This window comes from Acinetobacter sp. YH12144 (assembly GCF_013418345.1).
Classification (GTDB): Bacteria; Pseudomonadota; Gammaproteobacteria; order Pseudomonadales; family Moraxellaceae; genus Acinetobacter; species Acinetobacter amyesii.
On the sequence record NZ_VPCD01000012.1, the window covers coordinates 13,027 to 36,234 of the forward strand.

Genomic DNA, 23,208 nt, shown 5'->3' on the forward strand with positions numbered 1-23,208 from the left:
AACTTATGTTCACCTAAAGTTCACTTCATAAGTGTATAAAGAAACTATGTATTGTATTTTCAATTGCTTATATAAATATTAGTCTTGGTTTAGAATTTTAAAGTTCATGAACTATGAGAAAAAACTAAGATACGATCAAAATTGTAGAACAACAAAATTATTTATACTAATTTACAAGCCACGCTGTTTAAGCGTGTCATTAAAAAATAAATCTTTTAATCTCTCCACACAATCTCCACACAATCTCCACACAACATCAGCAATTCATAAACACTGCTATTTCAAAATAGTAGTATCTAAAACCCCCCCTCTGAAAAAGCATGTCAACACATTATCATTTAATAGGTTCAATACTTATTACAACTGTACTTTTAATCGGCTGTACACAAGCCAAAGATGCTGAACAGTCCCCAACAGAAATGCCACCAGCGGTTGTCAGTACCATCACGGTATTACCGCATTCCATGAATTTAATTGAAAATCTTCCAGGCCGTGTTGTCGCTTACCGTATTGCTGAAATTCGCCCGCAAGTAGGTGGAATTGTTGATAAAGTACTTTTTAAGCAAGGCTCTTATGTGCAAGCAGGTCAACCGCTTTTTAAATTGAATTCTGAAATATTTCAGGCAGATGTAAAAAGCAATCAAGCCACTTTAAACCGTGCACAAGCTGAGGTGACACGTTTGCAGGTGCTGTTAAAACGCTACACTGAATTAGTAAAAGTAAATGCGGTTAGTCAGCAGGAATACAACAATACCGAAGCAGATTATCAAAAAGCAAAAGCCGATGTGGCGCAAATGCAAGCCATGTTAAGCAGACAACAACTTAATCTTAAATATGCGACTGTTACAGCCCCTATCTCGGGAACGATTGGTGAAATCTTAGTGACTGAGGGTGCATTAGTTGGTCAAGGTGATACTAATGCAATGGCCGTAATACAACAGATTAATAAAGTCTATGTTGATGTAAAGCAATCAATTAGTGATTATGAAAAACTACAGGAAGCTTTACAGCAAGGTGACGTGTCAAATACCAAACATACGGTTGAAATCCTAAATAGTCAGGGTAAACCTTATAACGTTACAGGTGAAATCCTATTTTCGGATACTAAAGTTGATCCTGATACGGGTGATGTCACAATCCGTATTTTAGCCAATAATGAAAATCAAAAACTTTTGCCAGGCATGTATGTTCGAGTCAATATGAGCCGAGCTCAAGTTGAAAATGCGCTCCTAGTTCCAGAACAAGCGATTCAACATGATATTAGTGGTAAAGCCAATGTTACGATTGTTAATCAAAAAGGTTTAGCGCAAAGCAAGCCTGTTCAGCTTGGTCAACGTTATCAAAATAACTATGTGATCAAACAAGGGTTACAAGCAGGTGAGAAAGTCATTGTTGAAGGGGCTGATCGTATACAGCCTGAGCAAAAATTAAAAATTAAGCAGTGGCAACCTACAAATATTAAGGAAAATGGAGGACAGCAATAATGTCCCAATTTTTCATTAGGCGTCCTATTTTTGCATGGGTGATTGCTTTATTTATTATTCTGTTGGGTGTACTAAGCATCCCCAAGTTACCTATTGCACGATTCCCAAGTGTTGCGCCACCACAGATTAGTATTACGGCAATCTATCCAGGTGCTACGCCAAAAACATTGAATGATAGTGTTGTGACCTTGATTGAGCGGGAAATGTCAGGTGTCAAAAACTTACTTTATTACAGTTCAAGTTCAGATAGTTCTGGAACAGCAACAATCACCGCAACATTTAAACCAGGTACAGATGTAGAACTTGCACAAATTGATGTGCAAAACAAAATTAAAGCCATTGAGTCACGCTTACCTCAAACAGTGCGACAACAAGGGCTGATGGTCGATGCTGCGTCGTCTGGTTTTTTAATGATGGTGGGCTTAAGTTCACCGAATGGCAAATATAGTGAAATTGATGTCAGTGACTATATGACTCGCTATGTGATTGAAGAATTAAAGCGGGTTGACGGTGTTGGTAAAGTCCAAAATTTTGGTGCTGAAAAAGCCATGCGGATTTGGGTCGATCCAGATCGTTTGGTTTCTTATGGATTGAGTATTCAAGATGTGAATACAGCCATCCAAAACCAAAACTTGCCGATATCACCAGGTCGTATTGGTGATGTTCCTGCTTTGACGGGGCAACAAATTACTATTCCTTTAACTGCTCAAGGTCAATTAGAAACTGTAGAGCAATTCAAGAAAATTAGTTTACGTGCTCAACAAAATGGCGCCAATGTTCGACTGTCGGATGTCGCTCGTGTCGAAATCGGGGCACAGATGTATAACTTTGCGATTTTAGAAAATGGCAAAGCCTCTACAGCTGTGGCGATACAAATGAGTCCTGGTGCCAACGCTGTCAAGACTGCAGAAGGTGTTAAAGCGAAAATTGAACAGTTAGGTTCAGCACTGCCTGATGGTATGAAATTCTCTATACCTTACGACACTGCACCTTTTGTAAAAATCTCGATTGAAAAAGTAATCATGACATTGCTTGAAGCTATGGCATTAGTTTTTATTGTCATGTTTATCTTTTTACACAATGTTCGATACACCTTAATTCCGGCGATTGTTGCACCGATTGCATTGCTTGGCACATTCTCAGTCATGCTGCTTGCTGGTTTTTCGATTAATGTGCTGACCATGTTCGGTATGGTGCTTGCGATCGGGATTATTGTCGATGATGCGATTGTGGTCATTGAGAATGTTGAACGCATTATGGCGACAGAAGGCTTATCTCCAGTTGAAGCCACATCTAAAGCCATGAAGGAAATTACCAATCCGATTATTGGCATCACCTTAGTGTTAGCCGCTGTATTCTTGCCGATGGCATTGGCGTCAGGCTCAGTGGGGATTATCTATCGTCAGTTCACCATTACCATGTCGGTTTCAATTTTATTCTCAGCTTTCCTTGCACTGACATTAACCCCTGCGTTATGTGCAACGATGTTAAAACCGATTGATCAAGACCATCAGAAAAAGGGTGTTTTTGCATCGTTTGATCGCAGTTTTGAGAAGCTGAACAATCGCTATGAACGCAGTTTATTTAAAGTAATTAAACATAAAACCCTCGCAATGTTATGTTTCTTAGGCATTGTCATTGTGCTGATTTTTAGTTTTAAACACGTTCCGACTGCGTTTATGCCAGAAGAAGATCAGGGGTGGTTTATGACTTCGATTCAACTTCCTGCGGATGCAACTCAAGAACGTACCCGTAAAGTCGTTGCTGAGTTTCAAAATTATTTAGACCAAGAAACGGGGATTAAAGACAATATGGCGGTCTTAGGTTTTGGTTTTAGTGGATCTGGTCAGAATACAGCGATGTATTTTACCAATCTATTGCCATTCGAAGAGCGTACTATTACGGCACAAGAAGTCGTGAATAATGCCAATATAGCGATGGCTGAAAGTTCAGAAGGTCAAACCATGTCTGTGTTACCACCAGCAATTGATGAATTGGGTAACTCATCTGGTTTTTCACTGAGATTATTAGATCGTGGCAATATTGGCATGCCTGCTTTAAGAGAAGCACAAGATCAGCTTTTAGCATTAGCAGCACAAAGTAAAATCGTGGCGGAGGTCTATCCTGAAGGTTTGCCAGAAGGCAGTTCTGTACAGCTTAAAATTGATAGAGATAAATTGCAGGCATTAGGTGTTAATTTCAGTGATGTGACCGATATTATTTCAACCTCAATGGGTTCGATGTATATCAATGATTTTCCAAATCATGACCGTATGCAGCAAGTCATTGTGCAACTTGATGCCAAATCACGCATGAGTATTGAAGATATTCTTCAGATTAAGGTGAACAGTCAAAGCGGTAAATTGGTTTCAATGTCTGAAATAATTACTCCAATTTGGCAACATTCCCCACAACAATACAATCGTTACAACGGTCGTCCATCATTGAGTATTTCTGGCAGTCCAGCAGCAGGTATATCTTCAGGACAAGCCATGACTGAGATGGAAAATTTGATTGAACAACTTCCGAAAGGTGTGGGTTATGAGTGGACTGGGATTTCTCTAGAAGAAAAACAGTCGGAATCACAAACCTTGTTTTTATTACTGTTGTCGATGTTAGTCGTTTTCCTTGTCTTGGCAGCGCTTTATGAAAGCTGGTCAATTCCATTCTCTGTGATGCTAGTTGTCCCTCTAGGGTTGATTGGCGCCTTTTTAGCAGTAATGTTACGTGGTATGCCAAATGATATTTTCTTTAAGGTCGGCATGATCACGATTATTGGTCTATCTGCAAAGAATGCTATTTTGATTGTTGAGTTTGCAAAAGCACTAAGAGAAGAAGGAATGGGTTTAGTGGAGGCAACCGTTGCAGCCGCTAAATTGCGCTTACGTCCAATCCTAATGACATCTTTGGCATTTACCTGTGGCGTTATTCCTTTAGTCATTGCCAGTGGCGCTAGTTCTGAAACTCAAAAAGCGATTGGTACAGGCGTCTTTGGCGGCATGATCAGCGCAACAATTCTAGCTGTTATTTTTGTACCGATTTTCTTTATTGTCGTCATGAGCATGGTTGAGAAATTCTCGAAACGTAAAGCGGCACATTAAGCATCAAAACTGAGAATAAAAGCTGTGGGTTAACGAGTTTAGCCCACAACAAATCTTTCATTTACATCTTTATTTCAGAATTGATTTAATAAACCATCAATATAGGTTTAATCATGAAAGCTACCAATCTTGATCCGAAACGCTGGTGGATATTGCTCGCTGTCGTGCTTGCATTTCTGCCGATTGTGATTGATATGACTGTACTGCATGTTGCGGTTCCCTCATTAACCCAATCGCTGAGTGCCACAAGTAACCAAGTCTTATGGATTATTGATATTTATCCATTACTTATGGCTGGACTTTTAGTTCCGATGGGAACTTTGGCTGATCGTGTCGGCAATCGTAAGATTCTGCTGATTGGCTTGGTTATATTTGGAATTGCCTCAGTCCTTGCGGCATTTTCCCAAACGGCTTCTATGCTGATTGCCGCACGTGCTTTATTAGCATTAGGCGGTGCCATGATTATGCCCTGTGTATTGGGTATTATTCGCAGAACCTTCGAAGACAGTCGCGAACGTGCCATTGCGCTGGGTATTTGGGGCACAATCGGATCAGCCGGTGCCGCCATTGGACCGCTCATTGGTGGGGGATTGTTAGAATATTTCTGGTGGGGTTCAGTTTTCCTGATTAACGTCCCAATCATGCTGGTTGTCGCACCAATGTGCTATTTCTTATTGTCCCGAAAAGAAGCTATAACCCCTGGACATTGGGCATTTGGTCAAGCGCTATTGCTGATTGTCGGTTTGATTTCGTTTGTATATGCACTAAAAGCAGGCTTAGGCGGTAAACAGTCGTTGTTGATTGTCTTGCCTTTGGTCGTTTTATCTATCGGCTTATTAACCATATTTGTACGCAAACAGCTGAATTCTCCTCAGCCGATGCTAGATCTTTCGCTATTTTCACGTCCTGCTATTTTAGCCGGCATTATTATGGCAATGGTTGCTGCAGGCGCTTTGGCAGGGGTTGAGTTAACTTTGGCAATGGAGCTGCAATATGTCATTCGTTTAACACCGCTGCAAGCCGGTCTTTTTATGGTTCCGATTATGGTTGCGGCCGCTATTGGCGGGCCTATTGCTGGTTTTTTATCCAATAAATTTGGACTCCGTCTGGTTGCGACCATGTCATTAATATTGGCAGCAATTGCGTTGGTCAGTTTGAGTTATTCAGATTTTCATCATCCGGGAATCATCGTTCCCTTTATTTTAGCTTCGATTGGATTAACACTGAGTATTGGTTTAACAGCTTCATCCATTGCGATCATGGGCTCAGTACCTGCAGAAAAGGGCGGTGCGGCAGGTTCACTTGAAAGTACAGGTTATGAACTGGGTACAGGACTAGGTATTACTTTATTTGGTGTTTTCATGGCCTATATATTTGGCAGTCATCTTCAAGTGCCGTCAGATTTAACTGCTGTTTTAGCAGAAAAAGCCAGACTTTCGATTGGTGATACCTATTTAGTGGCGAGCCAGTTACCCGTTGAACAAGGTACAGCATTGATTAACGCAGGTAAAATTGCCTTCAGTTCAGCTCATGTTAATTTATTATTAACAGCAGGGATTATCATCGGGATACTCTCCATTGTGGTATTTTTTATGCTAGCTAAATATCGAGATGAGAATTCATTGTGATGAAATTTATTTGAGGATCATCAAACAGAATGGTTAAGTTCAGACATCAATTTATCTTAAATTTATGGTTTAAATTAAGCCGTATTAATCTGAACTTAACACATTATAAATGAGTTGATGTCTTACGATTTAGTTGAATAGTAAAACAGCTGCCACCTAAGTTTTTGGATTTAGAATAATAAATATGACCTTGGTGTGCTTCAATAATTGCATCAATCACTGCCAAGCCTAATCCAGTACCGCCATCTAGACATGATCTAGAGTCTTCCAGTCGATAGAAGGGTTTGAACAGGTGTTTAAGATGCGATTCATCAATACCAGGACCTTCATCTTCAAACGTCAATACCCAATGTTCTGCTGTGGTTACAGATGTAATATTTATTTTTCCAGCATTCGAATATCTTAGAAAGTTAGAGAACAATGCAATAAAGACCTGTTCCATCCTTCTTATATCAACGCAAACCAATTTATCCGTCAAATTTAAAACAATAGTTAAACCTTTAACATGAAACCGTTCATTAAACATCTGCAGACATTTTTCAATACTATTTTTTAAATTGGTCTTTTCTAGTTCTAATCGTAATTGTTTATTTTCAATAAGTGTCAGTGTCCGTAAATCTTCCACAAGGTAAGATAAGCCTTCGACTTGGTTCAATAAGCTTAGGTGTAAAGCTTTATCGGCAATAAATATACCATCGACAATACCTTGCAAGCGACCTTGTAATATTGTCACAGGTGTTCGTAATTCATGTGCAATTGCAGCATTCCAAACAGTTGAATTCTTAACTGATACTTCAAGTTGGTTTGCCATTTCATTGAAGTTCTCAATAAGAGACTTGATTTCATGTGGAATATCATGATGTGGCTGTTTAATTCTGAGTGCTAAATTGCCTTGTTGAATTTGTTGAATAACATCTGCTAAATCACTAATTGGCTGTGTATAGCGTTTTCCATATTTAAAGGCGAGGATAGTAGAAAGAAAAAAGCCTGTTAATAGCACTAAAAACAGCCAGATAAAGTCAACGGAGGTAACTGAAAATTCATTTGAATTAATAACTTGTGTATTTAGAAAACCTATTTTTATCGCCCAGCTATAAACAAAATAGCCAATCATGAAAGATAACAGCGTAATGCCTAAATTGAATAGGCTCATCATGATAATAAACTGGAAGTTAATTCCAACAGAATTTTTAAAAAAGTTAAATTTCATGATTTTGATCTAAGCGATACCCCACGCCACGGACATTGATTAATAAGCCATTTACATCATTTTCTTCAAGTTTTTTGCGTAATTTGCTGATATGGCTATCTACAGTGCGATCTAAAGCATCACTTTCAGGCATACAGTTTTGGATCAATTCATTACGTGTAAAGACTTTATTCGGTGTTTTTGCCATCAAAAACAGTATCTTATACTCAGTTAACGTAAGGTTGAGCAACTGATTTCTTTGACCATTTGAAATGTAAACTTGATGATGATCTGGATTAATTTCAATATTTCTATAACGAATAATATTAGTTATTTCCATATTTTGGCTTGTACTTCGTCTAAGTACGGCTTGTATTCGTGCAATCACTTCGTTTGGGTTAAATGGCTTAATAATAAAGTCATCAGCACCCATTTTTAGCCCCATGATCTTATTCACTTGATCATCTAAGGCAGTCAGCATAATGACAGGTAAATGACTTGTTTGACGGATGATTTGTAGAATTTCCCAGCCATTTAGTTTGGGTAATTTAATATCAAGGAGAATCAGGTCGATAGAGTTGGCTTTTAGGCACTCTAAAGCTTGTTGTCCATCCAATGCACGGATGACCTGCATGTTTTCATTTTTTATGTATTTTTCAAGAATGTCACCAATATCATAATCATCTTCTACAACGAGAATGACGCTGTTTTCGAAGCTGTGCTGTAGATTTGGATACATATATTTTATCTTAGATGAAGTAGCTATGCATTTTAACATTTAATTGTGTAATGGAGATGATTAGACGAGCAGTCATTTATATTTGTAATTGAGGGGTGACATATAATAAAATTCGTTGCATATCAGTATTAATGAACAAAATGTCAATTATCATTCATTTAACATAATGGCTGTTATGCGAAACGAGATCTACCAGCTCTCGTTTTTTGTTATGGAAACTGCTAAAATTCAAATACGCCATTGACGTATAAAGAGTCCATGTTATTTATTGAAACCAGCATCTTTACCAAGCAAATTAAAGACCTTGTATCTGATGAGGAATATCGTCAACTTCAGCAAGATCTTTTGGTACAGCCTGATAGAGGTGACCTAATCAAGAATGGCGGTGGTATTCGCAAAGTACGTTGTGCTCAAGGTAACAAAGGGAAAAGTGGTGGGATACGGGTGATTTATTATTGGGTCACCGAGGATGATCAGATCTTTTTCTTAGTGGCTTATCCAAAATCAGTAAAAGATAATTTAACAGATAAGGAAACCGCCATTCTGCACCAACTCGTGAAGGAGCAATTTCATGGATAACAACTTATTTGATGACTTGGTTGCTTCAATCAAAGAAGCTGGAGCTATCAAACGTAAAGAAGTTAAAGCAAGCCGAGTTACAGAACTCGAATTGCCTGATATTAAAGAAGTACGTGAAAAAACTGGCTTGAGCCAAAATGAATTTGCTGCACGTCTACATATTAGCCCCCGTACCCTGCAAAATTGGGAACAGGGACGACGCTATCCAACTGGACCAGCAGCTACATTGATTCGAATTTTAGATGCTCACCCAAGCCTTATTTGAAAAAATTACTTAAAAAATGGGAGCTTAAGGCTCCCATTTTTATTTCGTATAAGGTGTATTATGTTAATTTTAGAAAATCTTCACTACTATTATTTTAAAATAAGCCTTATATCCAAGCATAAAACAAGGTTGTCTAGACTTCTTTTAACAGTAAAGTTATCATAAAACTGAATTTTATTTTTTAGGTAAGTTTATGCATTCTATCCGCATTCGTTAAGACACAACTATTTGCATAGTGACACTATTTTATAATGGTGGGCTTTTGTTGTGTCTTTAAGAATATATGCGGATATATAAAGTAAAAGTATGCTTAATTTATAAGTATGCTTTTAGTGCATAGTTTCCAGTTATAACTTAATTGACTAGCTATTTGTCCACCCTGTGGATGAATAGCTTTTTTTTTGGGAGGACACTGTGATGCTAGCTTTTGTTTTCACCTAAATCCTGTTTGCTGCATAAAAAATTTCAAGAGCTAAACAGGAGTAAATAAAAATGAGTTTAATTATTAAAGCGAGAAACATACGCTTGGATTATGCTGGGCGTGATGTTTTGGATATTGATGAATTGGAAATTCACTCTTATGACCGTATTGGTCTTGTGGGTGATAACGGAGCAGGAAAGAGTAGTTTACTCAAAGTACTTAATGGCGAAATTGTTTTAGCCGAAGCGACATTACAGCGTTTTGGTGATTTTGCACATATCAGCCAACTGGGCGGAATCGAAATAGAAACGGTCGAAGACCGGGCAATGTTATCTCGCCTTGGTGTTTCCAATGTACAAAACGACACAATGAGTGGCGGAGAGGAAACTCGTGCAAAAATTGCTGCCGCATTTTCCCAACAAGTACATGGCATTCTAGCGGATGAACCAACCAGCCACCTTGATCTCAATGGAATAGATCTACTTATTGGTCAACTTAAAGCATTTGATGGAGCATTACTTGTTATCAGTCATGACCGATATTTTCTTGATATGGTTGTAGACAAGATATGGGAGTTAAAAGACGGTAAAATTACGGAATATTGGGGTGGTTACTCGGATTACTTGCGTCAAAAAGAAGAAGAGCGACAACACCAAGCCGTAGAATATGAGCTGATGATGAAGGAACGGGAGCGATTAGAATCTGCTGTGCAAGAAAAACGCCAGCAAGCTAATCGATTAGACAATAAGAAAAAAGGAGAAAAATCCAAAAACTCTACCGAAAGTGCTGGACGACTTGGGCATGCAAAAATGACTGGCACCAAGCAAAGAAAACTGTATCAGGCAGCTAAGAGTATGGAAAAGCGTTTGGCTGCATTAGAAGATATTCAAGCACCAGAGCATTTGCGTTCTATTCGTTTTCGTCAAAGTTCAGCCCTAGAACTGCACAATAAGTTCCCGATTACGGCAGATGGTCTGAGCTTAAAATTTGGTAGCCGTACTATCTTTGATGACGCTAACTTTATAATACCGCTTGGCGCTAAAGTCGCTATAACTGGATCGAATGGAACAGGGAAAACGTCCTTGTTAAAAATGATATCAGAACGTGCTGATGGATTAACCATATCTCCAAAAGCTGAAATTGGCTACTTTACACAAACAGGATATAAATTTAACACGCATAAATCTGTGCTCTCCTTTATGCAGGAAGAGTGCGAGTACACAGTTGCGGAAATTCGTGCAGTATTGGCTTCAATGGGGATCGGAGCGAATGATATTCAAAAAAACTTATCCGACTTATCGGGAGGTGAAATCATCAAACTGCTTTTATCCAAAATGCTTTTAGGAAAATATAATATTTTGCTTATGGATGAACCAGGAAACTATCTTGACCTAAAAAGTATTGCCGCATTAGAAACAATGATGAAGTCCTATGCAGGAACTATTATCTTCGTATCTCATGACAAGCAATTGGTCGATAATATTGCTGACATTATCTACGAGATCAAAGACCACAAAATCATCAAGACTTTTGAGAGAGATTGTTAATGATAGCCAATCTAATCCGAACATTAATTATTGAACTCTTTAAAGGAAATTAAAAATGACAATTCAAGATATTCAATCACTTGCTGAAGCACACGGCTTGTTGCTTACGGACAAAATGAATTTCAATGAAATGGGCATTGATTTTAAGGTCGTTTTTGCTCTTGATACAAAGGGGCAACAATGGTTGCTGCGTATTCCTCGTCGTGATGGCATGAGGGAACAAATCAAGAAAGAAAAACGCATTTTAGAATTGGTAAAAAAACATCTTTCTGTAGAGGTTCCTGATTGGAGAATTTCATCTACAGAATTAGTGGCTTATCCCATACTTAAAGATAATCCTGTTTTAAATTTGGATGCTGAAACCTATGAAATAATTTGGAATATGGACAAAGATAGCCCGAAATACATAACATCTTTGGCAAAAACCTTATTTGAAATCCATAGTATTCCTGAAAAAGAAGTTCGGGAAAATGATTTGAAAATTATGAAACCTTCAGATTTAAGACCTGAAATAGCAAACAATTTGCAGTTAGTAAAATCTGAAATTGGTATAAGTGAGCAATTGGAAACCCGCTACAGAAAATGGTTGGATAATGATGTTCTATGGGCAGATTTCACCCAATTTATACATGGCGATTTATATGCTGGGCATGTACTAGCTTCAAAGGATGGAGCTGTTTCAGGCGTTATTGATTGGTCAACAGCCCATATAGATGACCCAGCGATTGATTTTGCTGGGCATGTAACTTTGTTTGGAGAAGAAAGCCTCAAAACTCTAATCATCAAGTATGAAAAACTAGGGGGTAAAGTTTGGAATAAACTATATGAACAGACTTTAGAAAGAGCAGCGGCCTCTCCTTTGATGTATGGTTTATTTGCCTTAGAAACTCAAAATGAAAGCCTTATCGTTGGAGCAAAAGCTCAGTTGGGAGTTATATAATTTAAAAATATGATTGCTGAGAACTGCCTTGTTTTGAAACTTGGTTGGCTTTAATTAGTTTTTAGTATTCTTTATAGAAAATGCCTCGATCAAGGGGCATTTCTAACAATCATTTAACATAAAATTTCTTATGTGAAGTAACCTGAATGCAGCGGTGCCCCATTGGGGGCGCGTTGAGATAAGCCTCTTTTAGATAACTTTAGCAACTCGATAGACAGTTGCAACTCCACAATTCACTGCTTTGGCAATTTCTTCCTTAGTCATATTGCCAACTACTAGCAATTCTTTTATTCGTTTATGTTTAGCCTCATTTGCCTTCTTGCCTGTTGGTTTGTAACCCGAACGTGCCAGGCCCTGCTTAATACGTTCTATACGTTTCTCATTGTCTAGGCGGGCCATTGTTGCCAGAAGATCAATCAACATATTGTTGATGAGTTCCAAGATTGAATGAGTAATGCTGTCACTGGTTTGAATCATTTGGTAGGTAGTAGGAAGATCTGCTACGACTAAACGAAGTCCCTTCTCCTGGATCCTGCGCTTCAGCTCTTGAAAATCTCGTTGGGTTAGGCGTGATAAGCGGTCAATACTTTCAACTAACAATGTGTCACCTTGATTTGCTTCTGACAGTAGCTTATTCAATTCAGGTCGGTCTAACTTCGTACCACTATAGTTTTCCACGTACACAATGGTTTCACCCAAATTCAAGTTTTGGTTTAGATCCTGAAGAATCTGCAAAGCCCTTTCTGCATCTTGATCTTTAGTTGAAGCTCGTAGATAAATACGTGTATTCATTTCTATCATTTAATCTTAATTCTATTAGATTAATGATAATACTATCATTTAATTATTGCATTAAGTCTAATGATAGATATTGTATGCGATTTGGCTCGCTATCATTCAGGTATACTCTTTTGATAAAAAAAGCATAACTAAAAGCCATGCCTTGGGAATTCGTATAACGTGTATTATGTTAATTTTAGAAATAATTAAAAGTTTAGGAATACTAGTAGAATGCAGCTTATAGAAATAGAACCTTATTTTTGGGAACTATATGAGGATAGCGAAAATATATATCTCAATGTTCTTATAAATATGAGTGCAATTTCTTGGGAGAAAACTATCTGCTTAGATGAACAAACGATTCAGCAGTATCAGACTCAAGGAAAAGGTTTTATTGATGGCTTAGCTAAAAGGATTGAAAGTAGCCAATTTAGAAAAGATTATGAAAGATTTTACTCATATACAGATGCCTCCAAAGAACAGAAAAAAGAAATGCTTCAAGCATTTAATGAATATAAGGCTAAGCAAAATTAAATCCATTTAACATAATGGCTGTTATACGAGATGAATAACAGAAAAAACCTAGGCACTGGCCTAGGTGTTAAATTAAAAAAATACATAAAAATTAAGGCTATAGTCTCAATTTTTCAACTTCGTATAACGTGTATTATGTTAATTTTAGAAGATCTATACAATTCTGTACTTTTTCACAATCATAGAAAAAGCAAATAAAATACTTATCCAAAATAAATAATCAATAAAAAAATTGAGAAAAACAAATTGATCCATGCCGATGAAAATAAATAAAGGATTGATACTTATACTTCCGACTGGAGAGGTTTCACCATCTATAAGGAACTGGAGAGGAAATCCCCCAGCTATGACTTTAACTTTTTCAAGCTTATCTACAACTATGCGAGCAACTAATATATTTTTTTGATAAAGCAAAGATACGTAAGTCAAAATAATCGCTAAAAAATTAAAATATAATATTTTTTTCATAACTATTCTTTATCTTTTAAGTTAATTAAAAACAGCCAATAACATAAGCCAGGAAATAGAGCCAGAAAGCTAGCCCATGTATTGGTATACATCTTCCACCAATCTTCAGCAATCTTTCCAGTATGCCCCCATCCTAAAAGAATAAAAAATGGAGTAGCAATAATTAGAGAGGTAATACAGATGGTTAATAAATTAAGACTGTTATAACGATTTAAAAGAATTGAGAATATGTAGCTAAAAGGCACAGTCAAAATACAATAAGCCAAGTAAATAAGACCGTGTCCTACAAGAACTACGAAAATCGAGTATAGGCTGTATTCGTGATTCACTGCGATAAACAGGACTGTTGTTAAAAAAAGTAAAGGTAAAGGAGCAAGTAAGAGTGCTTTTACTATTTGTTCATTTGAGTATTTCACTAATTTAATTCTCTTATCTACTCAATAAATAATAATACTATAACGATTTTATTGGAGGTTTTTTGATTCTATTTAACATAATGGTGGTTATACGAATTGAACGTAAGCGTCCGCTGAACCCCATGCCTATTTTTTAATTCGGTTCAGGTTTCCAGCGGTGTGGTAGCAATTCTTCAATCTGAGTCACTTTATGTGTCGGCAACCTTTTCAGCACATCACTTAAATAGGCATTTAATCCTGAGAACTAAGAATTATCATTTAAAAATACCACAAAGTAGTATAAAATAAACTACTACAAGGTAGTATGAATGCAATCAATGTATACAATATGTGAGACTCCATTATTTACTAAATACTGTCTTGTTTATTGGACTCAGGAAGAATATGAGGAATTCAAAACATTCTTAGCATTAAATCCTGAAGCAGGAGATGTAGAGCCTAATGCAGGTGGTATTCGTAAGATTAGATGGACTAGCGGTGGTAGAGGTAAAAGTGGTGGTGTCAGAGTCATCTACTTTAATCGTTTAGCAAATGGAGAGATTTGGTTATTAACCTTGTACAGTAAAAAGCAAACTGTACAGCTTAGTAAGAAGACTCTTCAAGCATTAGTGGAGAAACTAAATGACTCGTTTAATGACTGAAAAAGAACTTGAGGCTTTTGAAGCAACTAGGGATATTGAAGCTGAAATATTACAAGGCATCGACGATATGCTTACTAGTAATGCAGCGAAAAGAACCGTAATCACTGAGACAGATGTAGCGTTAGCTCGTAGAAAGGCTCAACTAACACAAGATCAGTTTGCTAAGATTCTTGGCGTATCAAGACGTACTCTTGAATCATGGGAACAAGGTGCGAGAAGACCATCAGGAGCAGCAACATCCCTTATTCGATTATTTATTGTTGATCCAAAATTTGTAAAAGAGAGTCTGGCTTAATTTAGACAGCTCTCTACTATATTTATTTAAGGTTTTTTATGAAGCACTTAGGATTTGTGGGAAAAAGTACTGAATATTTAGGGTATACCCATATTGAAATTATCAATAGCTCATTACGCTTATCTTTCAATATTCCATCAACAAAAGATCTAGAAGAAACCTTTAAAAAGATAGTCGAAAATAACTATGATTTACTCATGGAAACATCAGCAGAAATCGAGTTCGAATTAGAAAGTGAAACGCTAGCAAAGATAGAAACCATCATAAAAGAAAAAGGGATTGAACTTGATGAGTTTGTTCAAAATGCGCTGATTAAACTTATCAACCAAAATGAATTGGCTAAGACTGATTAGACCTTAAATGCAGACAATAAAAAACCCCAGCATCCTGCCGGGGTTTCTCATATTGGGTTGCTAGGTATGACTCCTGTCTTACCTCACGCTCCTGGTGCGATCTTTCTTATTCTTGTTGTTTGGAACTTCCTGTTCCTGATGAGTTCATCATAGGAAAATTCCACTGTTCCTGGTAGCCGCAAAGAGCCGAGATTGTTGTGCGCCAGGGCGTACAAAATAGCCTAAATTTTATCCACAGCCATTGGGGATAGTTTCGGATCCTGAAAGCCGATGAAATGGGCACTGATTGCCAAATTGATCGTTTTTTAATCAAATTTACTGGCAAAATATTACAGATCTGCTTAAAAACTCACCAACTTATTACAAAAGCCGATTTTTTGCTTTTTCTTAGTCATGGCTAAATTTTCAAGTGATTGATATTTATATTAATATACAAGTGTACTTCGTATAATCGCCATTATGTTAAATAGAGGGAAAATCTATTTTTAAAGTGATAAAATTATTGCAGTTATTTTAAGAATAGCTGCTTTTGATACTTGATCATCTATCCTAATTAAAAACTGTTTTTTAATAATTTGGAATATAAATAAGATTTAGTTAAAATTAACATTATTCATATAAATTAACATTATGTATTACATTTACTAATAATTTAAAATAATTAGTAGAAAAAAATTATGTTTTAATTATTTCTTTGATTATATAAGTTGAGAGTAAAAAATGATTAATACGGAATTTTCAAAGTGTATTTCTGCATGTACAAACTGTTCACTTATTTGTACTGAATGTGCAACTTCTTGTTTAAAAGAAAAAGATTTAGAGATGATGCGTGAATGTATTCAACGTTGTCTAGAATGTGCAGATATTTGTCAGTTATGTGTGCGTATGCAACAACATAACTCACCTTTCCTCAAAGAGATTTGTGAGCTTTGTGCTAAGATCTGTGAATATTGTGCGGAAGAGTGTGAAAAACATTCACATGATCATTGTAAAAAATGTGCTGAGGCTTGCCGTCAGTGTGCAGAAGAATGTCGAAAAATTGCCATGTAAAATACTTCAATAATGTTAATTATATGCTCTAGACTAACATAATCATTCTGCTAGTCTAGAGCCTTTCCTAAAATTAACATAATACACCTTATACGAAGCCAAAAATGGGAGCTTTAAGCTCCCATTTTTAGTCTTTAATTCGCTTTTTCGCTTCGTCATAAACTATGCTATCAGCTCGTTTTCCGACGGTAATGAGCAGGATAACTACCTGATCATCTTTAACTTGATAGACAAGTCGGACACCAGCTTTTAATAATTTGATTTTATAGCAACCTGCAAGATCGCCTCTAAGCATATTCTTTGGAATATGTGGCTGCTCTATGACTTTGGCTAGTTTCTTTTTAAATTGATCTCGTATAGCAACAGGGAGTTTTCCCATTCTGCTGTAAAGTCCTTGTGACGTAAAAGCTTATAAGTCATCTAATGTGACTTCCTCAAACATCTCTTTAGGATCATTAATGCGCTTACGGACAAGAGCTAATAATTCTTCATCTTCTTCCGAAAGCAAAGCTTTTTTGACAGGCAGTTTCCCAGTCGTAGCAACATACTCAAGAATACTAGTGAAGAAATCAGTAGGTGCAATACCTTGCTCTTTAAGGATTGAATAAGATTTTTCTTTAAGGGCTTCATCGATCCTGAAGTTAACAGTAGCCATCATATTTCCCAAGTATTTAATGTACTAGGAATATTGTAATGCAAATTGCATTACAAGTCGACTTCGCATAACAGCCATTATGTTAAATGGAAGGAAGCAAAATAAGTTAACATTTTGCTTCCGGCCACATTAAGCTAGAGTTTTATTTAAATAAAGCTATTTAGTAATCATTAAATTAATTAAAATCTAAATCTAACACCAGCTCCATATAACCAACCTTTCTCAGAGTTTGATTCTATTTGCCACGACGTTTCATCATTACCTTTTGAATACTCATAGGCAATGTCGATATAAGGCATGATCTTTTTACTGATTTCATAGCGAGTTTCAAACCCTGCGGTTGCACTGCTTAAACCAGTTTTTTTCGCATATTTAGAGTCATCACTAAAGATAGCATCCAACTCTAAATAAGGTTGAATAATCAACTTTTGCGTAATCAGAAAATCACGTTCCGTTTCTAGGCTAAAGCCCGCATAATTGTCTTCTCCCGCATAGAGATAAGCATCAGTTTCAAAGAAATATGGCGCCATACCATGTAAGCCAATCACCGCATCAACATTTTCTTCGGTGTCTTTGCGATGATCATTGAGTTCAACTTTTTCACTACGATAACGTGCACCAATCTGTGCATCCCAAAAGTCTGAAATCATACGGCTATATAAAAGTTTGGCATCATAATGTGCATCATGCGATTCTTCTTTATCGGCATGAATTTTAATAAAAAGCTTATTTTCATCTGTGCCAATACGGGTTTCAAACTCTGACTTTAAATCACCTGTGCCATCTTCATTGACAAGCCACTTATTGTCCACTGTCGTAATCGCATAAATTTGCGCACCGTGTTCTGAGCGATGATCATAATGCGAACTCTGCTGAGCATTCGCATCTGGTACATGATGTAAATGATTAACCGTAGATGTTGCCTGATGTTGTGCCTGATTCATTTGGCTATGGTTCATTTGAGAGCGATCCATTTGCATCGGCTGATTTTGACTAGAAGATGTAGCAACTGTCATTTTTTCAGGCGCACTATGATCTTCACCATTATGTGCCAAACTCACTGCACTGACCATCAACAAAGAGCTTGCTAAAACAGTTTTAGAAAAAAGATTAATGGTGCGCATGTTGATCTCCTTTCTGTACTTTTTGATCTTGCTGTTTCTCTGTTGATTTGTGATGCATTGGCTGATGACCTGCATGTTGATGGTTCATCGGTGCTGAATGTGCAGCATGATTCATTTTCCCCATCATCTGCATGTGTTGTGCATGCTCTTGTGGAGAATGCTGTGAATGATCCATCTCAGACATCGCTTGATGATTCATTGATGGTACATTTTTTCCATCAGTCTGAGCAGTTGAATGATGCCCTTCGTGCGCCAAACTTAAGCTTGTTAAACTCAATACCGCAACAGAAAAAAACGCTTTAAATACAAAATTAGTGATGTGCATGTCCAGCTCCTTTTTGCTCAGTTACTTGGTGAGTTTGAGTCGAATTTGTACCTTGAATTGGCGTTGTAGACACTTGTTCATCGCTAACATTTGCCACGATCAACTTGTTCATCATTCCTGCACTCATGTGATACAACAAATGACAATGGATTGCCCATTCGCCCAACTCATCCGCAGTTAATAAAGCAGTGACTGTTTTACCCGGTGGTACAATCAATGTGTGTTTATTCGGCATATCTACCGACTCTTGACCATTCTCCAACTGCATAAACATGCCATGTAAATGCATGGGGTGCGCCATCATACTGTCATTAATAAATTTGATACGGATACGCTCGCCATACTTCACTTTTAATGGCTCAGCATCGCTGAATTTTTTACCGTTAATCGTCCAAATATAACGCTCCATAGTACCGCCCAAACGCACTACTAATTCACTGCTAGCTTCACGAGTATCTTTTTGCGGTTCTAAAGATTTTAAATCACTATATTGCAAGGCTTTATTGCCCGCAGGTGTAGATGCATTTGCCCAACCATAAACCACTTGATCATTTTCTTGTGGTTTTGCTGTGCCATGCTGTGAATGATCCATTTTCGAGTGATCCATGCCTTGCATATCGCCATGGTTCATTTTTGAATGATCCATTTTCGAGTGATCCATGCCTTGCATATCGCCATGGTTCATTTTTGAATGATCCATTTTCGAGTGATCCATGCCTTGCATATTGCCGTGGTTCATTTTCGAATGATCCATTCCTGCATGATCACCACCACCATGTCCCATATCTTCCATGGTCAAAAGTGAGCGTGGACGTGGTGCAGGCATATGAATGCCATGTGTCATAGGATTTAGTTCATTGTGCAGTGTACCAATCGCATAGCCTGAACGGTCAATTGACTCAGCTTCAATTTGATAATGTCCGCCTTTTGGCTCCACAATCACATCATAAGTTTCAGCTGTGCCAATACGAAACTCATCCACAGCAACAGGTTTTACAGGCTGACCATCAGCACTGACCACAGTCATTTTCAAGTTAGGAATACGGACATCGTAGAAAGACATCGCAGATGCATTCACAAAACGTAGGCGAATTTTTTCATTCGGTTTAAACATTCCTGTCCAATTTTGTTCAGGTGTTTTGCCATTAATGAGGAAGGTATAACCTGTAACATCCGACATGTCGGTTTTTAGCATACGCATCTGATTCCACATTTTGCGGTCAGACCATGTCGCTTTTATGCCATCACGTTTAACCTGCTTCCAAACATCACCCAAGGTTTCACGCTGATCTTGATAATATTCAGCTGAAATTTTAAGATCTTTCTGAATTTGATCACTGGTTTTTTCATGAAAATCTGACAACATCACCACATAGTCACGTTCAGCTTTTTCATGTGCTGCCAATGGTGTTTTACCTTTTGGATAAATCACAAAAGAACCATATAAGCCGTCCTGTTCCTGTCCTTTAGAATGAGCGTGATACCAATAAGTCCCGCTTTGGCGAATCTTGAATTTATAAACATACTCGCTTTGAGGCTTAATACCGTTAAAACCATTAAATCCCGGTACACCATCCATAATGCCCGGCAACAACAGTCCGTGCCAATGAATAGAAGAATCTTGGTTTTTTAAATTATTTTTCACGCGAATGATGGCTTCATCACCCTCTTCAAACTCAAGCAAAGGCGCAGGAAATTGACCATTTACGGTAATGCGCTTTACAGGCTTTCCAGTTGGGCTGACCACTGCTTCATCAATAACAAGCTGATATTCACGCACTTCGGCAAAAACCAAAGGCGACGATGCAAAACAAATACCTGCTAATAGGTACGAACTAATTTTATGAGACATAACTTAACCTTAATTTTTGAAAAATAAATAAATTTTAAAAAAAATGGTTAAGTTTTAGGAGGACGTGAAATTTCTTGCCAATACCCATTTAGATATTGGTTGGGGTAATAAAAATTAGGCTGATCTATAGAATAGAAGGTATCTAGGGGATCTAGCGAGCTTTGCAAAGAATGAAGACATGAGATCTGTGTCTGGCAGGATAAGCTAGAACATTCCTGACACTTTTTGTGATCTATATTCTGATTAAGAGCTAAATGATTATGGCAATCGGTATTCGTCTGTACTTCGTGATTAATACCATGTTGAGTGACTTGCTGTGCTTGATCTAAACAATGATCTTGGCTCATTTCAGTTTGCATATTGATATGCATTATCTTTACTGATGCAACAGACACACTACTCCATCCTATGGCAAAAACCATAAGAAAACAAAACCAAAGTTTTTTGGAGAGATGAGTCAACACGAATGCTATCTAGGAATAGAATTTAATCCAAAATATCTTAACGGAATTTCAAATATTTACAACCCAATATAATTTAGTAGTTTCTCTAAAATTAACATAATACACGTTATGCGAAATTAGAAAAATGAGTTTATTGCACTGATATTTATCTGTTTTTTAAATTTTAGACCTGGGTTGGTGCCCAGGTTTTTTTATTGCGTATAACAGCCATGATGTTAAATAGTTCTCTTTTTAGATAAATATTCATGTTTTCAATACATGCTAATTAGAGATTTTGAACTCAAGCAATTCTATAAAATTTTAACTTATGTGTACCTCTACTTTTAACTTCGGTTATTTATGGGAGGATTACCGGTGGCCTAACTTAAATAAAAAGTCTCCGACAAACCCGGTACGGTTCACTATCTATTGTTATTCTTACCTGAAATTGATGTGAGCTTATAGAGACAAGGTAAATTTGCAAAAGTGCCGGCTATTCAGTGTTCATTGAATGTTTAATTTAATTTATTAAGCTTGACCTTGGAGTGGCTCTAAGCCTTATACTTGGTACAAATTTTTCGATTGTTATGATGATGCGTTCTACTACATGGATTACAGTCTTGGTTGGATTGTTCATGTTCCAAAGCTTTTGGAATGTGGCGGCGGCCTTTTGTGTCCATGAACAACAGCCTCAATCACAGCAGAGTTATCATTTTGGTCATCACCAAAATACCTTGTGTGCCAGCGATAGTCGTCAACACGATCATAATGGACAGTCAGAAAACATAAAAACATTCAGTAGCGATTTAGAAATCGGTGAAGATCATCAAGATCATCTACCATCGATGACGCATTTGATTGTACAAAATGAAAAAGTAGATGTGTTTCATCCAAGCTCTGAAGTTAAAGTGAATCCACAATTTCATTGGAAAAACAGCTATCAGGCTCCTGACCTGTTTCAACAAAGCCCACCTCCCGAATTTTCCCCGCTCATGGTGGGGTAGCCTAAAACATTCCCACCACTTTTATTATTTAAATAAGTGGGAAAAATCATGTCTTCACAATCAATTATACTCTTGCGTCATAGCTTGGTTGCTTGTATATGTGCAGCGGCTATGCAATATAGCTATGCTGAAAACGTTACCAGCTTTGAATCCGCTTTAGCAAAAGTACAAAGTTACCAGACTCAAGACAAGCTGTGGCAACAAGTTCAGCAAATATCTGAATTGAATATTCAGCAAAGTCGGTTATGGCAGAATCCAAGTATAAGTTTAGAACAGTCTGGCTTTGGCTCAGGTCAAGAACAGGAATTCAATGTTGGCGTTAGTCAACCTCTAGATCTATTTGGTCAGCGTAAGCTGAACCGGGTGATTGCCAATACCTCGAATCAACAAATCCAATTGCAACAGCAATTATGGAAGGCACAAAGCCAACTGATTGTTAAATTTGCATGGTCGCAATTTGCACTTGCTGAGGTTGAGCAGTCTGCTTATTCAGTACAGTTAAAAACAAGTAAAGCCAATCTGGACAGTGCCCAGAAACGCTATCAGGCAGGCAGTATTGCCCTGGTTGATTTTGAGCGTACCCAAATTGAAGCGCTAGAAATCCAACGACTTTATCAGCAAGCGATGCTGAATAAACAAGCTGCCGGTCGTCAGCTGTCTAATTTGTGGGGGGGAGAAACATCTTCACATCTTCAATTGAATAAAACCGCTATCCCTTGGCCAGAGCAAAGTCTCCAAACTGTGCAACGGTATATTGCTGAAGGGTGGCTAGAAAAATTCTATGCCTTGAACATTCAGCAATCGGATCATCAAATTGAAAATTTAAGAATTCAGGCACGTCCCAATCCGACTTTAAATGTAGGCATGAAACGTAGCAAAACCCCTAATGAAAGCAACGATACGACTTTGGCAATCGGCGTGGCTATTCCACTGAATATTTTCAACCGCCAGCAATATGCGATCCCGATGGTCCAGCAACAGCAAATATTGCTGAACCAACAGCAGCAGCGTGAGCTGAAGCAACAAATACTCAATATTGCCAACAGCATGCATCAGCTCAAAGGTTTACGTAGCCAGTTCGATGCCACAACAGCACAAGTTACTTTGGCGACCAAAGTTCAGAGCCGTACTTTACAAGGGTTTCAGGCAGGGAAACTGTCCATTACCGACGTTCAGCAAGCAACCACCCAACTGCAGAATCTTCGATTGGGTCAATTACAAATTCTACGTCAAGCTTGGCAAACTGCCCTCGCAGCTGAGGCACTCAGTATTGGCACAAGTTATGAAGAAATTAGCCGTTCGGATGCCTATACACAACTGAATAAAAAGGCAGTCGAAGCATCGCAAAATTTAATCAATGGGGGAGCACGATAAA

The 23,208-nt window shown here is 37.6% G+C and carries 23 protein-coding genes and 2 pseudogenes; 14 read left to right on the plus strand and 11 right to left on the minus strand.

Features of this window, described 5'->3' with window-relative positions:
- Positions 1 to 320 precede the first annotated feature (320 nt).
- From FTU79_RS09430 to FTU79_RS09440, 3 genes are all read left to right on the plus strand, one after another.
- Positions 321 to 1,484, plus strand: a complete 1,164-nt coding sequence (locus FTU79_RS09430) for an efflux RND transporter periplasmic adaptor subunit (protein ID WP_032073150.1) — start codon at positions 321 to 323, stop codon at positions 1,482 to 1,484.
- Positions 1,481 to 4,585 (plus strand): multidrug efflux RND transporter permease subunit, encoded by a 3,105-nt coding sequence (locus FTU79_RS09435; RefSeq protein ID WP_373685657.1) that lies wholly within the window; start codon positions 1,481 to 1,483, stop codon positions 4,583 to 4,585. Before FTU79_RS09430 ends, FTU79_RS09435 begins: the two co-directional genes overlap by 4 nt.
- Before the next feature lie 113 nt (positions 4,586 to 4,698).
- Positions 4,699 to 6,213 (plus strand): MFS transporter, encoded by a 1,515-nt coding sequence (locus tag FTU79_RS09440; RefSeq protein ID WP_032073148.1) that lies wholly within the window; start codon positions 4,699 to 4,701, stop codon positions 6,211 to 6,213.
- A gap of 103 nt (positions 6,214 to 6,316) precedes the next feature.
- Here FTU79_RS09440 and adeS read toward each other — a convergent pair whose 3' ends face one another.
- Together adeS and adeR are read right to left on the minus strand one after the other, a co-directional pair.
- Positions 6,317 to 7,423: a two-component sensor histidine kinase AdeS gene (gene adeS / locus FTU79_RS09445; protein WP_032073131.1), complete on the minus strand. Its 1,107-nt coding sequence runs from the start codon at positions 7,421 to 7,423 to the stop codon at positions 6,317 to 6,319.
- Positions 7,413 to 8,141: an efflux system response regulator transcription factor AdeR gene (gene adeR, locus FTU79_RS09450; protein ID WP_032073130.1), complete on the minus strand. Its 729-nt coding sequence runs from the start codon at positions 8,139 to 8,141 to the stop codon at positions 7,413 to 7,415. The genes adeS and adeR overlap by 11 nt, the downstream gene beginning before the upstream one ends.
- A 258-nt stretch (positions 8,142 to 8,399) precedes the next feature.
- Between adeR and FTU79_RS09455 the strand changes: the two genes are divergently transcribed.
- The 4 genes from FTU79_RS09455 (at position 8,400) to FTU79_RS09470 (ending at position 11,893) form a co-directional block, all read left to right on the plus strand.
- Positions 8,400 to 8,720 carry a type II toxin-antitoxin system RelE/ParE family toxin gene (locus FTU79_RS09455; RefSeq protein ID WP_000897307.1) on the plus strand — a complete coding sequence of 107 codons (321 nt, stop codon included), beginning with the start codon at positions 8,400 to 8,402 and terminating at the stop codon, positions 8,718 to 8,720.
- Complete coding sequence (nadS, locus tag FTU79_RS09460; RefSeq protein ID WP_000369781.1) at positions 8,713 to 8,985, plus strand: NadS family protein; 273 nt, start codon at positions 8,713 to 8,715, stop codon at positions 8,983 to 8,985. Before FTU79_RS09455 ends, nadS begins: the two co-directional genes overlap by 8 nt.
- A gap of 492 nt (positions 8,986 to 9,477) precedes the next feature.
- Positions 9,478 to 10,953 (plus strand): ABC-F type ribosomal protection protein Msr(E), encoded by a 1,476-nt coding sequence (gene msr(E) / locus FTU79_RS09465; RefSeq protein ID WP_000052512.1) that lies wholly within the window; start codon positions 9,478 to 9,480, stop codon positions 10,951 to 10,953.
- A 55-nt stretch (positions 10,954 to 11,008) separates the two neighbouring features.
- Positions 11,009 to 11,893, plus strand: coding sequence for an Mph(E) family macrolide 2'-phosphotransferase (locus tag FTU79_RS09470; RefSeq protein ID WP_180044039.1), 885 nt, complete (start codon positions 11,009 to 11,011; stop codon positions 11,891 to 11,893).
- A 189-nt stretch (positions 11,894 to 12,082) separates the two neighbouring features.
- Here FTU79_RS09470 and FTU79_RS09475 read toward each other — a convergent pair whose 3' ends face one another.
- Positions 12,083 to 12,694 (minus strand): recombinase family protein, encoded by a 612-nt coding sequence (locus FTU79_RS09475; RefSeq protein WP_015060246.1) that lies wholly within the window; start codon positions 12,692 to 12,694, stop codon positions 12,083 to 12,085.
- A 210-nt stretch (positions 12,695 to 12,904) separates the two neighbouring features.
- On the opposite strand from FTU79_RS09475, the gene FTU79_RS09480 reads away from it, so the two are divergent.
- The gene (locus tag FTU79_RS09480; RefSeq protein WP_136144098.1) at positions 12,905 to 13,207 is read left to right on the plus strand and encodes a hypothetical protein; all 303 of its coding nucleotides are present in this window, start codon (positions 12,905 to 12,907) and stop codon (positions 13,205 to 13,207) included.
- A gap of 153 nt (positions 13,208 to 13,360) precedes the next feature.
- Here FTU79_RS09480 and FTU79_RS09485 read toward each other — a convergent pair whose 3' ends face one another.
- The 3 genes and pseudogenes from FTU79_RS09485 to FTU79_RS09495 all read right to left on the minus strand — a co-directional run.
- The gene (locus FTU79_RS09485) at positions 13,361 to 13,675 is read right to left on the minus strand and encodes a hypothetical protein (protein ID WP_070155405.1); all 315 of its coding nucleotides are present in this window, start codon (positions 13,673 to 13,675) and stop codon (positions 13,361 to 13,363) included.
- A gap of 2 nt (positions 13,676 to 13,677) precedes the next feature.
- Positions 13,678 to 14,091 (minus strand): hypothetical protein, encoded by a 414-nt coding sequence (locus FTU79_RS09490; protein WP_070155403.1) that lies wholly within the window; start codon positions 14,089 to 14,091, stop codon positions 13,678 to 13,680.
- A 133-nt stretch (positions 14,092 to 14,224) separates the two neighbouring features.
- Positions 14,225 to 14,320, minus strand: a pseudogene (locus tag FTU79_RS09495) (transposase domain-containing protein); the annotation flags it as partial.
- 88 nt (positions 14,321 to 14,408) lie between these two features.
- Here FTU79_RS09495 and FTU79_RS09500 point away from each other — a divergent pair.
- From FTU79_RS09500 to FTU79_RS09515, 4 genes are all read left to right on the plus strand, one after another.
- On the plus strand, positions 14,409 to 14,732 hold the full coding sequence (locus FTU79_RS09500) for a transcriptional regulator (protein WP_104505828.1): 324 nt from the start codon (positions 14,409 to 14,411) through the stop codon (positions 14,730 to 14,732).
- Positions 14,713 to 15,027 (plus strand): DNA-binding transcriptional regulator, encoded by a 315-nt coding sequence (locus tag FTU79_RS09505; RefSeq protein WP_104505827.1) that lies wholly within the window; start codon positions 14,713 to 14,715, stop codon positions 15,025 to 15,027. The genes FTU79_RS09500 and FTU79_RS09505 overlap by 20 nt, the downstream gene beginning before the upstream one ends.
- A 38-nt stretch (positions 15,028 to 15,065) precedes the next feature.
- On the plus strand, positions 15,066 to 15,380 hold the full coding sequence (locus tag FTU79_RS09510) for a hypothetical protein (protein WP_104505826.1): 315 nt from the start codon (positions 15,066 to 15,068) through the stop codon (positions 15,378 to 15,380).
- A gap of 720 nt (positions 15,381 to 16,100) precedes the next feature.
- Positions 16,101 to 16,430, plus strand: coding sequence for a four-helix bundle copper-binding protein (locus tag FTU79_RS09515; protein WP_016658833.1), 330 nt, complete (start codon positions 16,101 to 16,103; stop codon positions 16,428 to 16,430).
- Positions 16,431 to 16,557: 127 nt separating this feature from the next.
- Here the strand turns inward: FTU79_RS09515 and FTU79_RS09520 are convergent.
- From FTU79_RS09520 to FTU79_RS09540, 5 genes and pseudogenes are all read right to left on the minus strand, one after another.
- A pseudogene (locus tag FTU79_RS09520) lies at positions 16,558 to 16,850 on the minus strand (type II toxin-antitoxin system RelE/ParE family toxin).
- A complete protein-coding gene (locus FTU79_RS09525; RefSeq protein WP_000246755.1) occupies positions 16,840 to 17,085 on the minus strand; it encodes a type II toxin-antitoxin system RelB/DinJ family antitoxin in 246 nt (81 codons plus the stop codon). The pseudogene FTU79_RS09520 and the gene FTU79_RS09525 overlap by 11 nt, the downstream one beginning before the upstream one ends.
- Positions 17,086 to 17,264: 179 nt before the next feature.
- Positions 17,265 to 18,209: a copper resistance protein B gene (locus FTU79_RS09530; RefSeq protein WP_154320112.1), complete on the minus strand. Its 945-nt coding sequence runs from the start codon at positions 18,207 to 18,209 to the stop codon at positions 17,265 to 17,267.
- On the minus strand, positions 18,196 to 18,534 hold the full coding sequence (locus FTU79_RS09535; RefSeq protein WP_004897649.1) for a hypothetical protein: 339 nt from the start codon (positions 18,532 to 18,534) through the stop codon (positions 18,196 to 18,198). The genes FTU79_RS09530 and FTU79_RS09535 overlap by 14 nt, the downstream gene beginning before the upstream one ends.
- The gene (locus FTU79_RS09540; RefSeq protein ID WP_104988058.1) at positions 18,521 to 20,386 is read right to left on the minus strand and encodes a copper resistance system multicopper oxidase; all 1,866 of its coding nucleotides are present in this window, start codon (positions 20,384 to 20,386) and stop codon (positions 18,521 to 18,523) included. The genes FTU79_RS09535 and FTU79_RS09540 overlap by 14 nt, the downstream gene beginning before the upstream one ends.
- 1,030 nt (positions 20,387 to 21,416) lie before the next feature.
- Between FTU79_RS09540 and FTU79_RS09545 the strand changes: the two genes are divergently transcribed.
- Together FTU79_RS09545 and FTU79_RS09550 are read left to right on the plus strand one after the other, a co-directional pair.
- Entirely contained in the window at positions 21,417 to 21,833 is a 417-nt protein-coding gene (locus FTU79_RS09545) for a cation efflux protein, CzcI-like (RefSeq protein WP_227591103.1), read from the plus strand.
- Between the two features lie 48 nt (positions 21,834 to 21,881).
- The gene (locus FTU79_RS09550; protein WP_035269736.1) at positions 21,882 to 23,207 is read left to right on the plus strand and encodes a TolC family protein; all 1,326 of its coding nucleotides are present in this window, start codon (positions 21,882 to 21,884) and stop codon (positions 23,205 to 23,207) included.
- The last annotated feature ends 1 nt before the right edge of the window (position 23,208 follow it).

Coding starts and splice junctions, on each gene's coding strand:
- FTU79_RS09535 (WP_004897649.1), bottom strand. CDS start 18,534: ATGCACATCACTAATTTTGTATTTAAAGCGTTTTTTTCTGTTGCGGTA.
- FTU79_RS09505 (WP_104505827.1), top strand. CDS start 14,713: ATGACTCGTTTAATGACTGAAAAAGAACTTGAGGCTTTTGAAGCAACT.
- adeR (WP_032073130.1), bottom strand. CDS start 8,141: ATGTATCCAAATCTACAGCACAGCTTCGAAAACAGCGTCATTCTCGTT.
- adeS (WP_032073131.1), bottom strand. CDS start 7,423: ATGAAATTTAACTTTTTTAAAAATTCTGTTGGAATTAACTTCCAGTTT.
- FTU79_RS09550 (WP_035269736.1), top strand. CDS start 21,882: ATGTCTTCACAATCAATTATACTCTTGCGTCATAGCTTGGTTGCTTGT.
- FTU79_RS09455 (WP_000897307.1), top strand. CDS start 8,400: ATGTTATTTATTGAAACCAGCATCTTTACCAAGCAAATTAAAGACCTT.
- FTU79_RS09440 (WP_032073148.1), top strand. CDS start 4,699: ATGAAAGCTACCAATCTTGATCCGAAACGCTGGTGGATATTGCTCGCT.
- FTU79_RS09485 (WP_070155405.1), bottom strand. CDS start 13,675: ATGAAAAAAATATTATATTTTAATTTTTTAGCGATTATTTTGACTTAC.
- FTU79_RS09515 (WP_016658833.1), top strand. CDS start 16,101: ATGATTAATACGGAATTTTCAAAGTGTATTTCTGCATGTACAAACTGT.
- FTU79_RS09525 (WP_000246755.1), bottom strand. CDS start 17,085: ATGGCTACTGTTAACTTCAGGATCGATGAAGCCCTTAAAGAAAAATCT.
- FTU79_RS09470 (WP_180044039.1), top strand. CDS start 11,009: ATGACAATTCAAGATATTCAATCACTTGCTGAAGCACACGGCTTGTTG.
- FTU79_RS09545 (WP_227591103.1), top strand. CDS start 21,417: ATGATGATGCGTTCTACTACATGGATTACAGTCTTGGTTGGATTGTTC.
- FTU79_RS09540 (WP_104988058.1), bottom strand. CDS start 20,386: ATGTCTCATAAAATTAGTTCGTACCTATTAGCAGGTATTTGTTTTGCA.
- FTU79_RS09500 (WP_104505828.1), top strand. CDS start 14,409: ATGTATACAATATGTGAGACTCCATTATTTACTAAATACTGTCTTGTT.
- FTU79_RS09510 (WP_104505826.1), top strand. CDS start 15,066: ATGAAGCACTTAGGATTTGTGGGAAAAAGTACTGAATATTTAGGGTAT.
- FTU79_RS09430 (WP_032073150.1), top strand. CDS start 321: ATGTCAACACATTATCATTTAATAGGTTCAATACTTATTACAACTGTA.
- FTU79_RS09530 (WP_154320112.1), bottom strand. CDS start 18,209: ATGCGCACCATTAATCTTTTTTCTAAAACTGTTTTAGCAAGCTCTTTG.
- FTU79_RS09475 (WP_015060246.1), bottom strand. CDS start 12,694: ATGATAGAAATGAATACACGTATTTATCTACGAGCTTCAACTAAAGAT.
- nadS (WP_000369781.1), top strand. CDS start 8,713: ATGGATAACAACTTATTTGATGACTTGGTTGCTTCAATCAAAGAAGCT.
- FTU79_RS09480 (WP_136144098.1), top strand. CDS start 12,905: ATGCAGCTTATAGAAATAGAACCTTATTTTTGGGAACTATATGAGGAT.